The sequence below is a fragment of the Streptomyces sp. NPDC087859 genome (assembly GCF_044742595.1).
GTDB classification, from domain to species: Bacteria; Actinomycetota; Actinomycetes; order Streptomycetales; family Streptomycetaceae; genus Streptomyces; species Streptomyces canus_F.
This window is the reverse complement of the sequence record NZ_JBIUUU010000009.1, coordinates 378083-392220: the sequence shown is the minus strand read 5'-3', so window position 1 is coordinate 392220 and position 14138 is coordinate 378083. Positions and strand designations below refer to the sequence as shown.

The window sequence follows — 14138 nt, the reverse complement described above, 5'->3', positions numbered from 1 at the left end:
GTCATGCGAAGACGAACTCCGCCACCGTGCTTGCGGCTTTCGAGTGGCCCTGTCGCCCGCACGGGTGAAACGACCGAAGGAATTGAGTACGTGTCGCTGTTCGACACCCGCGTCCCCGCCGTACTGCTGCGGATCGACCGAAATCCCTTTCACCACGGAACGCTGGGCGCCGTGCGCTCGCTCGGCAGGGCCGGGGTGGAGGTGCATGTGATCGCGGATTCCGCCGGAAGTCCGGTGGCCCGGTCGCGTTTTGTACGCCGGATCCACCCCCCGCCGCCACCGCAGGCCTCCGCCCCCGACATCGCCGTGGCCCTGCGCCGTATCGCCGCCGGTGTCGCGCGCCCGGCGGTGCTGATCCCGATGGACGACGCGAGCGCGGTCGCCGTGGACCGGCTGCGCGAGGAGCTGGCGCCCTCCTATCTGCTGCCCGCGGCGACGGGCCCGCTGGCCGAACGCGTCGCCGACAAGGCGGAACTGGCCGCCCTGTGCGCCGCCGTGGACGTACCGCATCCGCTCACGCTGATCCCGCGGAGCGCGGCCGAGGCCGCGGGTGCCGCCTGGCGGCTGGGCCTGCCGGTGATCGCGAAGTGGAGCCGGCCCTGGCTGCTGCCGACGGAGAGCGGGCTGCGCAGCACGGTGGTGGTGCGGTCCCCGCAGGAGGCGCGGGAGCTGTATCTGCGCTCGGAGGAGGCGGGCAGCCGGCTGCTGCTCCAGGCGTGGCTGCCGCCCGGCCCCGACCGTGACTGGTTCTTCCACGGGTACGTCGACCGCTCGGGTGCCGTGCGCGGCGGAGGCGTCGGGGTCAAGCTGCGGGCCTGGCCGCGCGGGGCGGGCCTGACGGCGGTGGGCCGCTGGACACCGGATCCGCGGGTGCAGGCGCTGGCCGAGCGGATCATCGGCGAGCTGGGCTACCGCGGCATCTTCGACCTCGACTTCCGCTGCGACGCCGAGGGCCGCCACCACCTCCTCGACTTCAACCCGCGCCCCGGCGCCCAGTTCCGGCTCTTCAGCGACAGCGCGGACCTGGACGTCGTACGCGCGCTGCACCTGGACCTGACGCACCGCCCGCTGCCGGACGGGGTGCCGCGGGCCGGGCGGGCGTTCGTGGTGGAGAACTACGCCCCGCTGACCGCACTGCGGCCGACGCGCGCCGGGCGCGAACGGGCCTGGGGTGCCCGGGACGACCGGGCGCCCGGCTGGGCGATGTGGTGGCTGTGGAGCCGGCATGTGTCCCGCCGCCTGCTGGAGCGGTTGCGCAGGCTGTGCACCCCGGCCGGCGACGGGACCCGCGTGCGCCTGGTGCGCCAGGCGACCGCCTCTCCGCTGACGACCGGCCTGACCGACGACGAGAAGGCGAGCAGCCGCTGATGTACGACCTGCTGGTGGTGGGCGCGGGCCCGTACGGCCTGTCCATCACGTCCCACGCCGCGGCCGCCGGGCTGAACGTGCGCGTCTTCGGCCGGCCCATGGCGTCCTGGCGCGATCACATGCCGCGCGGGATGTTCCTCAAGTCGGAGCCGCGGGCCTCCAGCCTCTCCGACCCGGAGCGCCGCTGGCGCCTCGACGTCTACTGCGAGGGGCAGGGTGTGACGGCCCGTCATGGAGAGCCGGTCCCGGTGGAGATGTTCGCCGAGTACGGTCTGTGGTTCGCCCGCAACGCCGTGCCGAAGGTCGACGAGCGCACGGTGTCCCGGGTGGTGGCCCTGCGCCCCGGCGGCTTCGAGACGGTCACCGAGGACGGCGAGGTGCTGCCCTCCCGTACGGTCGCGCTGGCCGTGGGCGTGATGCCGTTCGTGGAGATCCCGTCGGCCTTCGACGGCCTCTCCCCCTCCCTCGTCTCGCACAGCAGCCACCACGGCGAACTCGACCGCTTCCGCGGCAAGGACGTCACGGTGATCGGCGGCGGCCAGGCGGCCCTGGAGACGGCGGCCCTCCTCGCGGAACAGGGCACCCGGGTCCGGGTCCTGGCGCGCGCCGGCGAGCTGCGCTGGAACGATGTGCCGCCGCCGTGGCAGCGCCCCTGGTGGCAGTCGGCCCGCTCCCCGCACAGCGGCCTGGGCTGCGGCTGGCGCAACTGGTTCTACGCCGAGCGCGCCGGTCTCTTCCGCCGGCTCCCGGAGCCGACGCGGACCCGGATCGCGGCGACGGCACTGGGTCCGGCGGGCGCCTGGTGGGTGCGCGACCGGGTGGAGCCGGCCGTGGAGGTGCTCCTCGCCCACGAGGTGGCGGCGGCCCGGGCGGTGCCGGGCGGGGTGCGGCTCGACGTGCTGGACCGGACGGACGGGGCAGGGGTCCTGCGCACCCTGGAGACCGAACATGTCATCGCGGCCACGGGGTTCAGGGCGGCCGGCGACCGTCTCGGCCTGCTCTCCGAGGACCTGCGCTCGGCCCTGGCCACGGGCGCGGACGGCGCCCCGGCGGCCGGCCGGGACTTCGAGTCACCGTCGCATCCCGGCCTGTTCCTGGCGGGCCTGGTGACGGCCTCCGCCTTCGGCCCGGCGATGCGCTTCGTGCACGGCGCGACCTACACGGCGGGCGCGCTGGTACGAGGGGTGCGGCGCCGTCTGCGCACCGGTCCGCGCGAGGGGGTCGTCCCGGCTCCGGGGCGGCACGGCGCGCCGGAGCGGGTCGGGCGTTGAGGGGCGCGGGTGCCGGACGGAGGTGTCCGGCACCCGGCGCGCCTACTGGTGGGCCCCGGCCTGCCTACGGCCGCGCCGGTACAGCACGGCACCGGCCGTGATCATCGCCGCACTGCCGACGGAAGCGGCCAGCATGGCCTCGTTGCTTCCGGTGTCGGGCAGTTGGGGCGGTGGACCGTGGGGGCCGGGGGGCGTGCTGTCCGTGTTGGTCGGCGGGGTGGGGGTGGGGGTTTCGTCACCGTGGCCGGGCGGCGTCGGCGTCGGGGTGGGCGTCTCGTCACCGTGACCGGGTGGCGACGGGGTCGGAGTGGGCGTCTCGTCACCGTGACCGGGCGGCGTCGGCGTCGGGGTGGGCGTCTCGTCACCGTGGCCCGGTGGCGTCGGCGTCGGCGTGTCGCCGTACCCCGGGGTGTCCCCGGGGCCGCCGGAGCCGCAGTCGTCGCCGTAAGCGGGGTTGAGTCCGCTGATGACGTCCGCCGTGTTCCCGCACGCGTTCACCGGCACCTCGACCGGCGCCTGCGTGTTGTTGCCGGACAGCACCCCGGGCGAGCCCTCGGTGCGGCCGTGCGTCGCGTGCCCGGAGGGGCCGTGGCTGCCCCCGCCGTAGCCGGACTCGCCGCCGTACGAGGCGCCGCCCCCGGGCGAACCGGGTTCGTTCGCACAGGAGTTGCCGAACGCCGGGTTCAACAGGGCGATGACATCGACGGAGTTGCCGCAGGCGTTGACCGGTACGTCGACCGGGGCCTGGAGGTCGTTGCCGGACAGGACGCCGGGCGAACCCTTGGCGGCGCCGTTCGCGTCCGAGTCGGCGAGGGCTGGGCTGCTGCCGCACAGGGACAGGATGCTCGTCGCGGCGGCGGCCGCGACCATTCCCCTACTCAGGGTCTGTCGCAATCTCGTTGTCTTCCTGCTTGAAGAAGTGGGAAAAGCCGGCCTTGGAAGGCAACAGAAGCTGTCTCCAAGGCCGGCTCACACAGCCGGAGTGGCTGGGGACGTTACGGCGTCAGTCGTTGACGCAGGTGTTGCCGAACGCCGGGTTCAGCAGGGCGATGACGTTGACGGTGTTGCCGCACACGTTGACCGGGATGTGGACGGGAACCTGGACCACGTTGCCGGAGAGGACGCCCGGCGAGTGGACAGCGGCAGCCTCGGCGCCCGCGTCGGCAAAAGCGGGGGCGGCCATGCCCAGGGCCATGATCGCGCCCGCGACGACAGCAGCGGTCTTCTTCATGAGCTTTCCCTTCTCTGCGGTCATGCCCCTATGACGTGACCTGCAGGCTGTAAACGAGGGATAGACAGACGAAGAAACTACGGAACGTGAGTCGCCGGGTAATTCACTCGAACGCCTTCACAGAATTGACACGAGAAGCCCAACCGAGGAGAAACGCTTCTCCTGAGTGGCACAAAACGCTCGGACGGCCCGCGCACATTTCGCGAGCCGCCCGAGCGGATTCACAGCCTGCGGATCAGCGGTTGCCCGCGCCGTTGCCCGCGAGGGCGGAGACGTCGCTGAGGATGTGCGACAGCGGCTCGTCACCCTTGGCCTGCGTCGAGTTCTCGGCGCACTGCTGGTTCTGCGGGGCCGACAGGACCGGGACGTCCTGGGCCACGCCGACGGCGGCGAGGATACCGACGATACCCTGGGCGTTGCCCTTCACCGGCAGGCCGATGCACAGCTTGTTGGCCGTGCTCTGCACCAGGGTCGCCTGCGGGCTCAAGTCGCCCTTGGTGATCGAGTTGCCGAACCCCGAGTGGGCACCATTGCCGCTGGCGGACTTGGTGCCGTCCTCGTTCCCGATGGCCATGGCCGGCGACGCCGCACCAACGACGGAAGCGGCTACCGCCGCGGCAGCCATTGCCTTCTTCAGCATTTCTGTTCCTTTCCTGGGTGCATCACCAAGACGCACGCTCCTGCCCTCGCATCAACCAGCTCCACGGGGTTTGGTTTCGGCACTTCACCCGATCGGGCCGCGACTCCCCCGGAATTCACGGAATCACCGGACTCCGGTATGCACGGCGGCCGCCCCATTCAATGGGCCATCGGAGTGAAGAGGAGCAACCAAGCGGCCGCCGGGCAGTTGACCAGAACGCTCCGGTGGACGGGGTTTCTCCAGAAGGGACTAGCAAGTGATCAAGAAGGTTCTGGCTTCCGCCGCGGTCGCCGCCTCCATCGTGGGTGCCGCCTCCCCCGCCATGGCGATCGGCAACGACGACGGCACCAAGTCCGCCAGCGGCAACGGTGCGCACCAGTCGTTCGGCAACTCGGCCACCTACGGCAACATGAGCCCGCAGATGGCGCTCATCCAGGGCTCGCTCAACAAGCCCTGCATCGGCCTGCCCGCGAAGGCGAACCTGCAGGGCATCCTCGGCGTCGCCGCCGTCGGCGTCCTCCAGGACGTCCCGGTCCTGTCGGCCCCGCAGAACCAGCAGTGTGTCGAGAACTCCACCCAGGCCAAGGGCGACGAGCCCCTGTCGCACATCCTGGACGACATCTCGGTCCTGGCCGGCAACGGCACGGGCAACCGCTGAACCACCCTCGGGGACTGACGTTCCTGAGCCTTGGGGCTGCAATCTGAAACCCCGTCAGCGGGCCGCCGGTTTCTCGGCGGCCCGCTGTTTTAGCGTTCGGCCCGTGACGATGAAGAGAACTCTTTCTTCCCTCGCAGTCCCCGGACTCGTCCTCGCGACGACCGCGACACTCCTCGCCAGTGCCGCACCCCCCGAACGCCAGGCGCCCAAAGCCCTGAACATCCTGCTCATGGGTACGGACGGCCGGGACACCATCACCGCCGCCGAGAAGCGCACGTTCCACGCCGGCGGCCACGCCTGCAACTGCACCGACGTCCTGATGCTCGTCCACGTCTCCGCGCGCCGGGACCGCGTCAGCGTGGTGAGCATGCCCCGGGACTCCTACGCGGACATCCCCCCGTACCGCGACGCGGCGAGCGGCGAGGAACGCGCACCGCATCCCCTGAAGATCAACGGCGCCTACAACGAAGGCGGCCCCGAGCTCACCATCAGCACGGTCGAGTCGATGAGCGGAGTGCGGATCGACCGGTATCTCCAGGTGGACTTCCGGCGCTTCATCGACGCCGTGAACGACGTCGGCGGCGTCGAGGTGTGCACCTCGCGGACCCTGAAGGACTCGGCCACCAAGCTGCAGCTCAAGCCCGGCAGGCACCGGCTGGAGGGCGGTCCGTCGCTGCAGTACGTCCGCTCCCGGCATGTCGACACCAGCGCCGATCTCGGGCGGATCCAGCGCCAGCACCGGTTCCTGGTGAACGCGCTGCGCGGGCTGCGGGCGGAGAAGGCGCTCACCGATCCGGTGGGCATGGCGCGCGTGGTGGACACGCTGCTCGGCAAGGGGCAGGTCGAGCAGGGCTTCGACGCCAAGGAAATGGTGCAGCTGGCGGCGGCGCTGCAGAACGTGCCGGCCAAGGCGATCGAGTTCACGACGGTGCCGATCGCCGGCTTCAACGAGACCCGGCCCGACATCGGTTCGACACTGGCCTGGGACATGAAGCGGGCGGACGCGATGTTCGCCAAGCTGCGCGCGGACCGGCCGCTGCTCAAGGCCGACGCGAATCCCAGGCCAAAGGACCCGCCGGGCCTGAAGGGCTACGGCCCGGTGCGGGGCAGCTCGCTGACCTGCAAATGAGCTCGTACGACCGGGGCGCCCGCACGGTTCGCGAGTGCGCTGCGCCAATCGGGGCAAAGAACGCAACCCCGGACGGGGTGCGGCCGTTGACGATCATGCAGCTCCTCACCGGAGTCCGCATTTCGAAAGGGAATGAACATGAAGAAGCTGTGGGCTACCGCGGCTATCGCCGCTTCCGTCGCCGGTGTCTCGGCTGCGGCCGCCCCCCAGGCTCTTGCCATCGGTGACGGCGACGGCACCCACTCCGCCAGCGGCAACCACGCCTCGCAGGAGTTCGGCAACTCTGCCACGTTCGGCGACATGAGCCCGCAGCTCTCGCTGGTCCAGGGCTCGCTGAACAAGCCCTGTGTCGGCCTGCCGGCGAAGCTGAACCTCCAGGGCCTTGTCGGCGTCGCCGCCGTCGGTGTCCTGCAGGACGTGCCGATCCTGTCGGCCCCGCAGAACCAGCAGTGTGTCGAGAACTCCACCCAGGCCAAGGGCGACGAGCCGCTGTCGCACATCCTGGACGACATCTCCGCCCTCTCCGGCAACGGCCAGGGCAACGGCTGATCCTCGGATCTCCGCCACGGCGGGTCACCGGTTCCCCCGGTGGCCCGCCGTTCGGCGTTTCATTTGCGGTAGATCGCCTCGATGTCCTGCGCGTACGCCGACAGCACGGCGTGCCGTTTGACCTTCAGGGACGGCGTGAGCATGCCGTTGTCCTCGGTGAACTCGCCCTCGACCAGGGTGAAGGCACGGATCGACTCGGCGCGGGAGACGGCCTCGTTGGCGTAGTCCACGGCCTTCTGGACGTCGGCGCGCAGCCTCGGGTCCCGGACGAGCTCGGACAGCGGGGTGTCGGCCGGCATCTTGCGGACCGAGAGCCAGTGGGTGATCGCCTCGGGTTCGAGGGTGATGAGGGCGGCGACGAAGGGGCGGTTGTCGCCCACCACGAGGCACTGGCCGACCGGGGGGCGGCTGCGCAGCCGGTCCTCCAGGACGGCCGGGGAGACGTTCTTGCCGCCTGAGGTGACGATGATGTCCTTCTTGCGGCCGGTGATGGTGAGATAGCCGTCCTCGTCCAGGGAGCCGAGGTCGCCGGTGGCGAACCAGTCGTCGGTGAGTACGGCGTCGGTGGCGGCCGGGTTGTTCCAGTAGGCGCCGAAGACGATGCCGCCCTTGATGAGGACCTCCCCGTCGTCGGCGATGCGGACGGCGGTGCCGGGGACGGGCGGGCCGACCGTGCCGGGGCGGGGTTTCAGGGGCGGGACGATGGTGGCGGCGGCCGTGGTCTCGGTCAGTCCGTAGCCCTCGTAGACGATGATCCCGGCCGCATAGAAGAACAGGTTGAGGTTGCGGTCGAGCGGGGAGCCGCCGCTGATGGCGTAGCGCATCCGGCCGCCGAGCTCCTTGCGGACCCGGCGGTAGACCAGCAGGTCGTACAGGGCCCAGGCGGCGTAGAGGCCGAGGCCCGGGCCCTTGCCGCGGTCGAGGAACTTGTCCAGGTACTGCTCGCCGAAGCGGACGGCGATGCGGTCGGCGCGGTCGAAGGAGGCGCCGCGGCCGATCTTCTCGGCGGTGGCACGGCCGGTGTCGTGGATCTTCTCGAAGAGGTACGGCACCCCGACGAGGAAGGTCGGGCGGAACTCCTTGAGCGCCGGGCGGAGTTCGTCGGGCTTGATGCTCGGGCAGTGGCCGATCTCGATGCGGGCCATCAGACAGGCGATCTGGAGGGTGCGGCCGAGGATGTGGGCGAGGGGGAGGAAGAGGAGGGTGGAGGCGACCTGGCGGGTGACCTCCTTGAAGATCGGGTGGAGCAGCTCGACCGTGTTGGCGGCCTCGGCGTGGAGGTTGGCGTGGGTGAGGACGCAGCCCTTGGGTTGCCCGGTGGTGCCGGAGGTGTAGCAGATCGTCGCGACGGTGTCGGGAGTCAGGCTCGCGCGCCGCTTGGTGACTTCCTCGTCGGCGATGTCGGCGCCCAGGGTCTTGAGTTCGGCCAGTGCCTCAGCGTCCAACTGCCAGACGCGCGGCTGCTCTTGGTGGCGGGCCGTGCCCGTCGTCACCGTGGCGGCGTTCTCCGCGGTCTCGGTGACGACGAAGCGGACGCCGGAGTCCCGGACGATCCACTCCACCTGCTCGGCGGAGGAGGTGGCGTAGATCGGGACGGTCTGGCCGCCCGCCGCCCAGATGGCGAAGTCCAGGACCGTCCACTCGTAGCGGGTGCGGGACATCACCGCGACGCGGCCGCCCGGTTCGAGACCGGCGGCGATCAACCCCTTGGCGACGGCGGTGACTTCGCGGGCGAAGGCGGCCGCGGTGACCGGGTGCCAGGTGTCCCCTTGTTTTCGGCGCAGGACCACCGCGTCCGGGGCCTCGGTGGCGTTGGTGAACGGCAGGTCGGCGGTGCTGCCGGTCGGTGCGGGCGGGGCGAGGGGCGAGGTGCGGGCCTCTCGCACCACGCCCCGCTCGTCCCGGGTGATCTCGACCTTGGTGCGGATTGCCAGGTCGGTGCGTTGTTTCGCCCTCTTCAGATCCTTGCGTACGCCCATGACGGCCCCCAGTCGGCTCTGACTGGGGGGTAACTTACTCGTGCGTAAGGAAAGGTCAATCCCCGTGGCGTTTCGCCTGGTCGATGGCCTCGGCGAGCCGCGTCACGTCCTTGTCCTCGGTGCTCCTCGCCAAGTCGTGGGCGTGTTCGCTCAGTTCGCCGAGGGACGGGGTGCCGGGCAGGGGGCTGAACTCGGCGCCGTAGGAGCGCAGGGTGTCGGCGAAGTAGGCGGCGACGGCGGTGACTTGGAGGCGGGGTCCCGAATCCCAGAGGTCGCCTTCGAGGTCCTCGCTCTCCAGCCGGCCGGACTCCTCGTGCGGGGTGCGGGAGTCGGGGTCGAGCCAGCGGACACTCGCGGTGGCGAGGTGGCCGTCGGTGCCGGGCTTGTGGCGGACGGCGTAGAGGGCGGTGACGGTGTGGCCGGGGCCGATCTCGCCGCCGTCGACGCTGTCGTCGCGGAAGTCCTCGTCGTCGACGCGGCGGTTGTCGTAACCGACGAGGCGGAACTCCAGGACCGTCTCGGGGTCGAAGGCGACCTGCGCCTTGGCGTCGCGGGCGGTCAGGTCGATGTTCCGCGGAAGTTGGTCGACGAAGACCTTGCGGGCGTCGTCCTCGTCGGAGACGTAGGCGGTGTGGCCGTCGCCCTTGTCGGCGAGCTGCTCCATGAGCTGGTCGCCGTAGTCGCTGCCGACTCCGACGCCGAAGAGGGTGATGCCGTGCTCGCGGCGCTCGCTCGCGATGCGTTCGAGGATGGTGTCCGCGTCGGTGTCGCCGGTGTTGGCGAGGGCATCCGAGATGAGGACGACACGGTTGGTGGCGCCCTCGCGCAGGCCGTCCTCGGCGGTCTCGTAGCCGGTGTCGACGCCGGCGCCGAGGTTGGTGGAGTCGGTGGGTTCCAGGCCGTCGATCGCGTCGTGGACCTCGTCGCGGTTGCCGTCCAGGCGGGTCATCGGCAGGACCCGCTCGGCCTCGTCGCTGAAGGTGACGATGGCGACCGAGTCGTCGTCGCGGAGCTGGTCCGTCATCGTGCCCAGGGAGTCCTTGGCGAGGTCGAGGCGGCCCGGCTCGGCCATGGAGCCGGAGATGTCGATGACGAAGGTCAGGGCGGCCGGCGGGCGTGCCTCGCCGTCCTCGGCGGCGCGGGTGGCGAGGCCGACGCGGACCAGGGACCAGTCGTCCTTGTCGGTGCGGGCGCCGTCGACGGTGACCGAGAAGCCGTTGCCGTCGGGACGGTCGTAGTCCTGGCGGAAGCTGTTGACGAACTCCTCCGGGCGGACCGTCGCGGGGTCGGGCATGCTGCCCTCGGCGAGGGTGCGGCGGGCGTAGCCGTAGGAGGCGGTGTCGACGTCGAGGGCGAAGGTGGAGAGGTAGTCGGGCTCGGGGGTGACGTCCCGGGAGTCGCTGTCCGAGCTGTCCGGGCTGCTTCCCTGTTGCTCCCCCTCCGGCGCGGGTGCGTAGCCGCCTCCCTTGTTGCCGCCGTCGTACGACGATCCGTTCGCGCCGTCGCCGCTCGCGCTGCACCCTGTCAGCAGCAGGCCGCCCGCCGCGGTGAGCGCGAGCAGCGCGGCGCGCACGCGTCGTATTCGATACTGCTCCATCTTCCGTGCCCCCTTGGTCCGTTGACGTCGACCTTTGTGACTGTGACGGGCCAGGGGGCCGGAACGTGCGCTACGGAGCGTTGCGGAAGTGTCTCGAAGAGGCCACGGAGCAGGGCCGTTGAGACCGGTAGGTGATCCTCCGGTGACCTAGGACACCACGTCCTTGCGGGCGAAACCGCGGAAGGCCAGCGCGAACAGCACGAGGGCGTACGTTATCGAGACCGCGGTGCCCTGGATCATGCCGGACCACTCGGGAGTGGGCTGGACGGCGTCCGCCCAGGCGAACTGCCAGTGCGCGGGCAGGAAGTGGCGCCAGTCGCCGAGGGCGGTCACCGCGTCCAGGACGTTGCCGACGATGGTCAGGCCGACGGCGCCGCCGACCGCGCCGAGGGGGGCGTCGGTCTTGGTCGAGAGCCAGAACGCGAGCCCCGCGGTGACCAGTTGGGAGACGAAGATGAATCCCACGACGACGACGAGCCGCTGTGCCGCCGTTCCCGGGTCGAGTGAACCTCCCGTGGGCAGTTCCAGCGAGCCCCAGCCGTAGGCCGCCGTGCCGACGGCCAGGGCGACGACGGGCAGCAGGATCATCGCGGCCAGGCTGAGGCCGAGGCCGACGACGAGCTTGGACCACAGGAGGCGGGCCCGGGGCACGGGGGCCGCGAGGAGGTAGCGCAGGGAGGACCAGCCGGCCTCCGAGGCGACCGTGTCCCCGCAGAACAGGGCGACCGGGATGACCAGCAGGAAGCCCGCCGAGACGAACAGGTTGACCGCGGCGAAGTTGGCGCCGGACGCGGTCGCCGTGTCCATCAGGGAGACCGTGTTGTTGCGGCCGCCCGGCTCGCCGCCGATGGCGAAGGCGATGAGCAGGACGAAGGGCAGGGCGGCGAGGATGCCGCCCATGACGATCGTGCGGCGGCGCTTGAGCTGGCGGATCAGCTCCACGCGCAGGGGGAGCGTACGGCCCGCTTGGTAGCCGGGGGCCGTCTCGGTCAGCGTGCTCACGCGGCACCTCCGATCAGAGTGAGGAAGGCGTCCTCCAGGCGGCGGTGCGGGCCCACCGACCGGACGGGTACCTCGAGCCGGACGAGTTCGGCGACCAGCCGCTCGGCGCTGCCGTCGGTGTCGAGGCGGATCAGGATGCCCTCGTCGGTGCGGAGCGCCGAGACGATGCCGGGCAGGGCCGCCACCTTCTCGACGATCGGCTCCTCGACGGGCGAGGCCGTGCCGACCAGCAGGGTGTCGCCGGAGCCGATGATCTCGGCGACCGGGCCTGCCTGGACGAGGCGGCCGCGGTCCATGACCACGAGGTGGGTGCAGGTCTGCTCGACCTCCGCCAGCAGATGGCTGGAGACGATGACCGTGCGGCCGGCCGCCGCGTAGCGGATCATCACCTCGCGCATCTCGCGGATCTGCGGCGGGTCGAGGCCGTTGGTCGGCTCGTCGAGGATGAGCAGGTCCGGCAGGCCCAGCATGGCCTGGGCGATGGCCAGGCGCTGGCGCATGCCCTGGGAGTACGTGCGGACGGCGCGGGCCAGTGCGTCGCCGAGGCCGGCGATCTCCAACGCCTCGTCCAGGTGGGAGTCCTCGGCCGGGCGACCCGTCGCCTGCCAGTACAGCTCCAGGTTCTCGCGGCCCGAGAGGTGCGGCAGGAAGCCCGCGCCCTCGACGAACGAGCCGACCCGGGACAGGACCGGGGCGCCGGGGCGGATCGCGTGGCCGAAGACCCGGATCTCGCCGCCGTCCGGCTTGATCAGGCCCATCAGCATGCGCAGGCTGGTCGTCTTGCCGGCTCCGTTGGGGCCGAGGAGGCCCAGCACTTGGCCCTTCTCGACGCGGAAGGAGAGGTCGCGGACGCTGTAACGGTCGCCGCCCGCGTACTTCTTGCTCAAGTCGGTGATCTGGAGCGGGACTTCGGCCAGCTCCGGGTCCGGGGCGGGCATGGCGGTGCGGCGGCGGCCCGTCAGGAGCAGGAGCAGCGCGAGCACGGCGCCCGCGAGGGGCAGCCACCAGACCCAGGAGGGCAGCGGGGCGGCCGCGGTGGAGACACCGGGGGCCGTCGGGACCTCGAGGTCGCCCTTCAGGGAGACGGTGTATGTCGCCGGGGCGGCCGGGGAGGCGTAGCCGAGGTCCGTGGAGGCGAGGACCAGACGGAGGCGGTGGCCCGTGTCGATCTTGTGGTCGATCGCCGGGAGGGTGAGCGTCACGTCCTTGCCGGACTTGGCGCCCTCGACGCGGACGGGTGAGACCAGCTGGGACGGCAGTACCTGCCGGGTGCCGTTCGGGCTCACGTCGTAGACCTTGGCGAACAGGACGGCGTCGTCGGTCGTGGACTTCACGTGGACGGTGGCCGTCGGGGCGCCGGTGATGCGGAGGTCGTCGGTGACCGGCTTCGAGTCGAACCGGGCGAACTGGCCCGGGAAGTCCAGGGAGACGCCGACGCCCAGCGAGGAGAGCTGGGAGAGGCCGGAGCCGCCGAGGCCCGGGAGGGCGGAGACGGCGGGCGGGTTGGCGCCGGCCGGGTTGGCGAAGTCCTGCTCGCGGCCGGTCAGGGCGATGGACTTCCGGCCGCTCTCCAGGCCGGGGTAGGTGTCGTCGCTCGCGCCCCTCAGCTGCGCCGCGCCGTCGGTGGAGTCGACGCCGCCGGTGCGGGTGACGCGGAAGGCCGGGCCGGTGTCGGTGGTCTTCTCGTCCTTGAGATAGCGGTCGAACCAGGACCGCACACGGGACTGGACGCGGCTCGTCTCCATGTCGCCGCCGTCATGGCCGCCCGCGATCCAGTCGACGTCCACGGGGGCGCCGTTGGCCTTGATCGCCTTCTCGGCGGCGTCGGCCTGGTCCAGCGGGAAGAGGGAGTCGCTCTGGCCCTGGATGAGCAGGGTCGGGACCTTGATCCGGTCGCCGACCGCGGAGGGCGAGCGTTCCTCCAGCATCTTCTCGGCCGCGGCGTCCGGGGTGCCGGACTCGGCGACGCGCTGGTACATCTCGCAGATCTGCGGTTCGAACTTGTCGCAGCCGCCCCCGGTGTTGACGAAGATGCCGGCCCAGAGCTTCTTGAAGACGCCGTTCGGGAAGAGGGCGTCCGAGAGGTTCCAGTAGGTGATCGCCGGGGCGATGGCGTCGACGCGGGCGTCGTGCCCTGCGGTGAGGAGGGCGATCGCGCCGCCGTACGAGCCGCCCGCCATGCCCACGCGGGGGTCGCCCTTCTTGTCGAGCTGGACCGTCGGCTGCTCGGCGAGCCAGTCGATCAGCTTCTCGACGTCGGCGACCTCGGCCTTCGGGCCGTTGAGGCCGACCTTGCCGGTCGATCTGCCGAAGCCGCGGGCGGACCAGGTGAGGACCGCGTAGCCGTCCCGGGCGAGGGCTTCGGCCTGTTCGCGTACGTCGTTCTTGCTGCCGCCGAAGCCGTGGCCGAGGAGGACGGCGGGGTGCCTGCCGGCGGTGTCGGGAGTGAAGTACGAGGTGTCTATGCGGACGCCGTTGAGCGCCATGACCCGGTCGGTCTGGTGCACCGGGGGCGCGTCGTCGTCCGCGACGGCGGTCCACGTACCGGCGCCGGCGAGTACTACGACGGAGGCCGCGGCGGCGATCCACCGTCGCGGCCTCCGGAGGCGTCCTCGCAGTCCGGGGGGTCGAAGATCCATGGTTCAACGGTACGGGGTGAAACTGTCGGGGAGTTATCGACCGAGGGCTGAACCTTCGACATCCCGTGGGGGTAC

Annotated in this window: 12 protein-coding genes; 5 read left to right on the top strand and 7 right to left on the bottom strand. The window is 71.3% G+C overall.

The window, feature by feature from the left end; genetic code table 11:
* The first annotated feature begins 90 nt into the window (after window positions 1–90).
* Complete coding sequence (locus ACIOHP_RS24185; protein ID WP_401890653.1) at window positions 91–1368, top strand: ATP-grasp domain-containing protein; 1278 nt, start codon at window positions 91–93, stop codon at window positions 1366–1368.
* Entirely contained in the window at window positions 1368–2639 is a 1272-nt protein-coding gene (locus ACIOHP_RS24180) for an NAD(P)-binding domain-containing protein (RefSeq protein WP_401890650.1), read from the top strand. The genes ACIOHP_RS24185 and ACIOHP_RS24180 overlap by 1 nt, the downstream gene beginning before the upstream one ends.
* Before the next feature lie 42 nt (window positions 2640–2681).
* Here the strand turns inward: ACIOHP_RS24180 and ACIOHP_RS24175 are convergent, their stop codons facing one another.
* The 3 genes from ACIOHP_RS24175 to ACIOHP_RS24165 all read right to left on the bottom strand — a co-directional run bounded on the left by ACIOHP_RS24175 (window position 2682) and on the right by ACIOHP_RS24165 (window position 4510).
* The gene (locus tag ACIOHP_RS24175) at window positions 2682–3509 is read right to left on the bottom strand and encodes a chaplin (RefSeq protein WP_401890647.1); all 828 of its coding nucleotides are present in this window, start codon (window positions 3507–3509) and stop codon (window positions 2682–2684) included.
* A 133-nt stretch (window positions 3510–3642) separates the two neighbouring features.
* Window positions 3643–3870: a chaplin ChpD gene (chpD, locus tag ACIOHP_RS24170; protein ID WP_361479138.1), complete on the bottom strand. Its 228-nt coding sequence runs from the start codon at window positions 3868–3870 to the stop codon at window positions 3643–3645.
* Between the two features lie 235 nt (window positions 3871–4105).
* A complete protein-coding gene (locus ACIOHP_RS24165; protein ID WP_361539075.1) occupies window positions 4106–4510 on the bottom strand; it encodes a rodlin in 405 nt (134 codons plus the stop codon).
* A gap of 256 nt (window positions 4511–4766) precedes the next feature.
* Here ACIOHP_RS24165 and ACIOHP_RS24160 point away from each other — a divergent pair, with 256 nt between their 5' ends.
* The 3 genes from ACIOHP_RS24160 to ACIOHP_RS24150 all read left to right on the top strand — a co-directional run bounded on the left by ACIOHP_RS24160 (window position 4767) and on the right by ACIOHP_RS24150 (window position 6846).
* Window positions 4767–5168: a rodlin gene (locus ACIOHP_RS24160; RefSeq protein WP_361539078.1), complete on the top strand. Its 402-nt coding sequence runs from the start codon at window positions 4767–4769 to the stop codon at window positions 5166–5168.
* A gap of 109 nt (window positions 5169–5277) precedes the next feature.
* Complete coding sequence (locus ACIOHP_RS24155) at window positions 5278–6297, top strand: LCP family protein (protein WP_401890838.1); 1020 nt, start codon at window positions 5278–5280, stop codon at window positions 6295–6297.
* A 138-nt stretch (window positions 6298–6435) separates the two neighbouring features.
* Entirely contained in the window at window positions 6436–6846 is a 411-nt protein-coding gene (locus ACIOHP_RS24150; RefSeq protein WP_361539081.1) for a rodlin, read from the top strand.
* Window positions 6847–6905: 59 nt separating this feature from the next.
* On the opposite strand, the gene ACIOHP_RS24145 is transcribed toward ACIOHP_RS24150, so the two are convergent.
* The 4 genes from ACIOHP_RS24145 to ACIOHP_RS24130 all read right to left on the bottom strand — a co-directional run bounded on the left by ACIOHP_RS24145 (window position 6906) and on the right by ACIOHP_RS24130 (window position 14063).
* Window positions 6906–8825: an AMP-dependent synthetase/ligase gene (locus tag ACIOHP_RS24145; protein WP_401890642.1), complete on the bottom strand. Its 1920-nt coding sequence runs from the start codon at window positions 8823–8825 to the stop codon at window positions 6906–6908.
* 55 nt (window positions 8826–8880) lie between these two features.
* Window positions 8881–10422, bottom strand: coding sequence for a von Willebrand factor type A domain-containing protein (locus ACIOHP_RS24140; protein ID WP_401890639.1), 1542 nt, complete (start codon window positions 10420–10422; stop codon window positions 8881–8883).
* 147 nt (window positions 10423–10569) lie between these two features.
* A complete protein-coding gene (locus ACIOHP_RS24135) occupies window positions 10570–11424 on the bottom strand; it encodes an ABC transporter permease (protein ID WP_361539090.1) in 855 nt (284 codons plus the stop codon).
* Window positions 11421–14063: an alpha/beta fold hydrolase gene (locus ACIOHP_RS24130; RefSeq protein WP_401890636.1), complete on the bottom strand. Its 2643-nt coding sequence runs from the start codon at window positions 14061–14063 to the stop codon at window positions 11421–11423. Before ACIOHP_RS24130 ends, ACIOHP_RS24135 begins: the two co-directional genes overlap by 4 nt.
* Between the last annotated feature and the right edge of the window lie 75 nt (window positions 14064–14138).

What these genes read in the sequence shown, in the direction of transcription:
- ACIOHP_RS24180 (WP_401890650.1), top strand. Translation starts at nt 1,368, where the DNA reads ATGTACGACCTGCTGGTGGTGGGCGCGGGCCCGTACGGCCTGTCCATC.
- ACIOHP_RS24175 (WP_401890647.1), bottom strand. Translation starts at nt 3,509, where the DNA reads ATGGTCGCGGCCGCCGCCGCGACGAGCATCCTGTCCCTGTGCGGCAGC.
- chpD (WP_361479138.1), bottom strand. Translation starts at nt 3,870, where the DNA reads ATGAAGAAGACCGCTGCTGTCGTCGCGGGCGCGATCATGGCCCTGGGC.
- ACIOHP_RS24165 (WP_361539075.1), bottom strand. Translation starts at nt 4,510, where the DNA reads ATGCTGAAGAAGGCAATGGCTGCCGCGGCGGTAGCCGCTTCCGTCGTT.
- ACIOHP_RS24155 (WP_401890838.1), top strand. Translation starts at nt 5,278, where the DNA reads ATGAAGAGAACTCTTTCTTCCCTCGCAGTCCCCGGACTCGTCCTCGCG.
- ACIOHP_RS24150 (WP_361539081.1), top strand. Translation starts at nt 6,436, where the DNA reads ATGAAGAAGCTGTGGGCTACCGCGGCTATCGCCGCTTCCGTCGCCGGT.
- ACIOHP_RS24145 (WP_401890642.1), bottom strand. Translation starts at nt 8,825, where the DNA reads ATGGGCGTACGCAAGGATCTGAAGAGGGCGAAACAACGCACCGACCTG.
- ACIOHP_RS24140 (WP_401890639.1), bottom strand. Translation starts at nt 10,422, where the DNA reads ATGGAGCAGTATCGAATACGACGCGTGCGCGCCGCGCTGCTCGCGCTC.
- ACIOHP_RS24130 (WP_401890636.1), bottom strand. Translation starts at nt 14,063, where the DNA reads ATGGATCTTCGACCCCCCGGACTGCGAGGACGCCTCCGGAGGCCGCGA.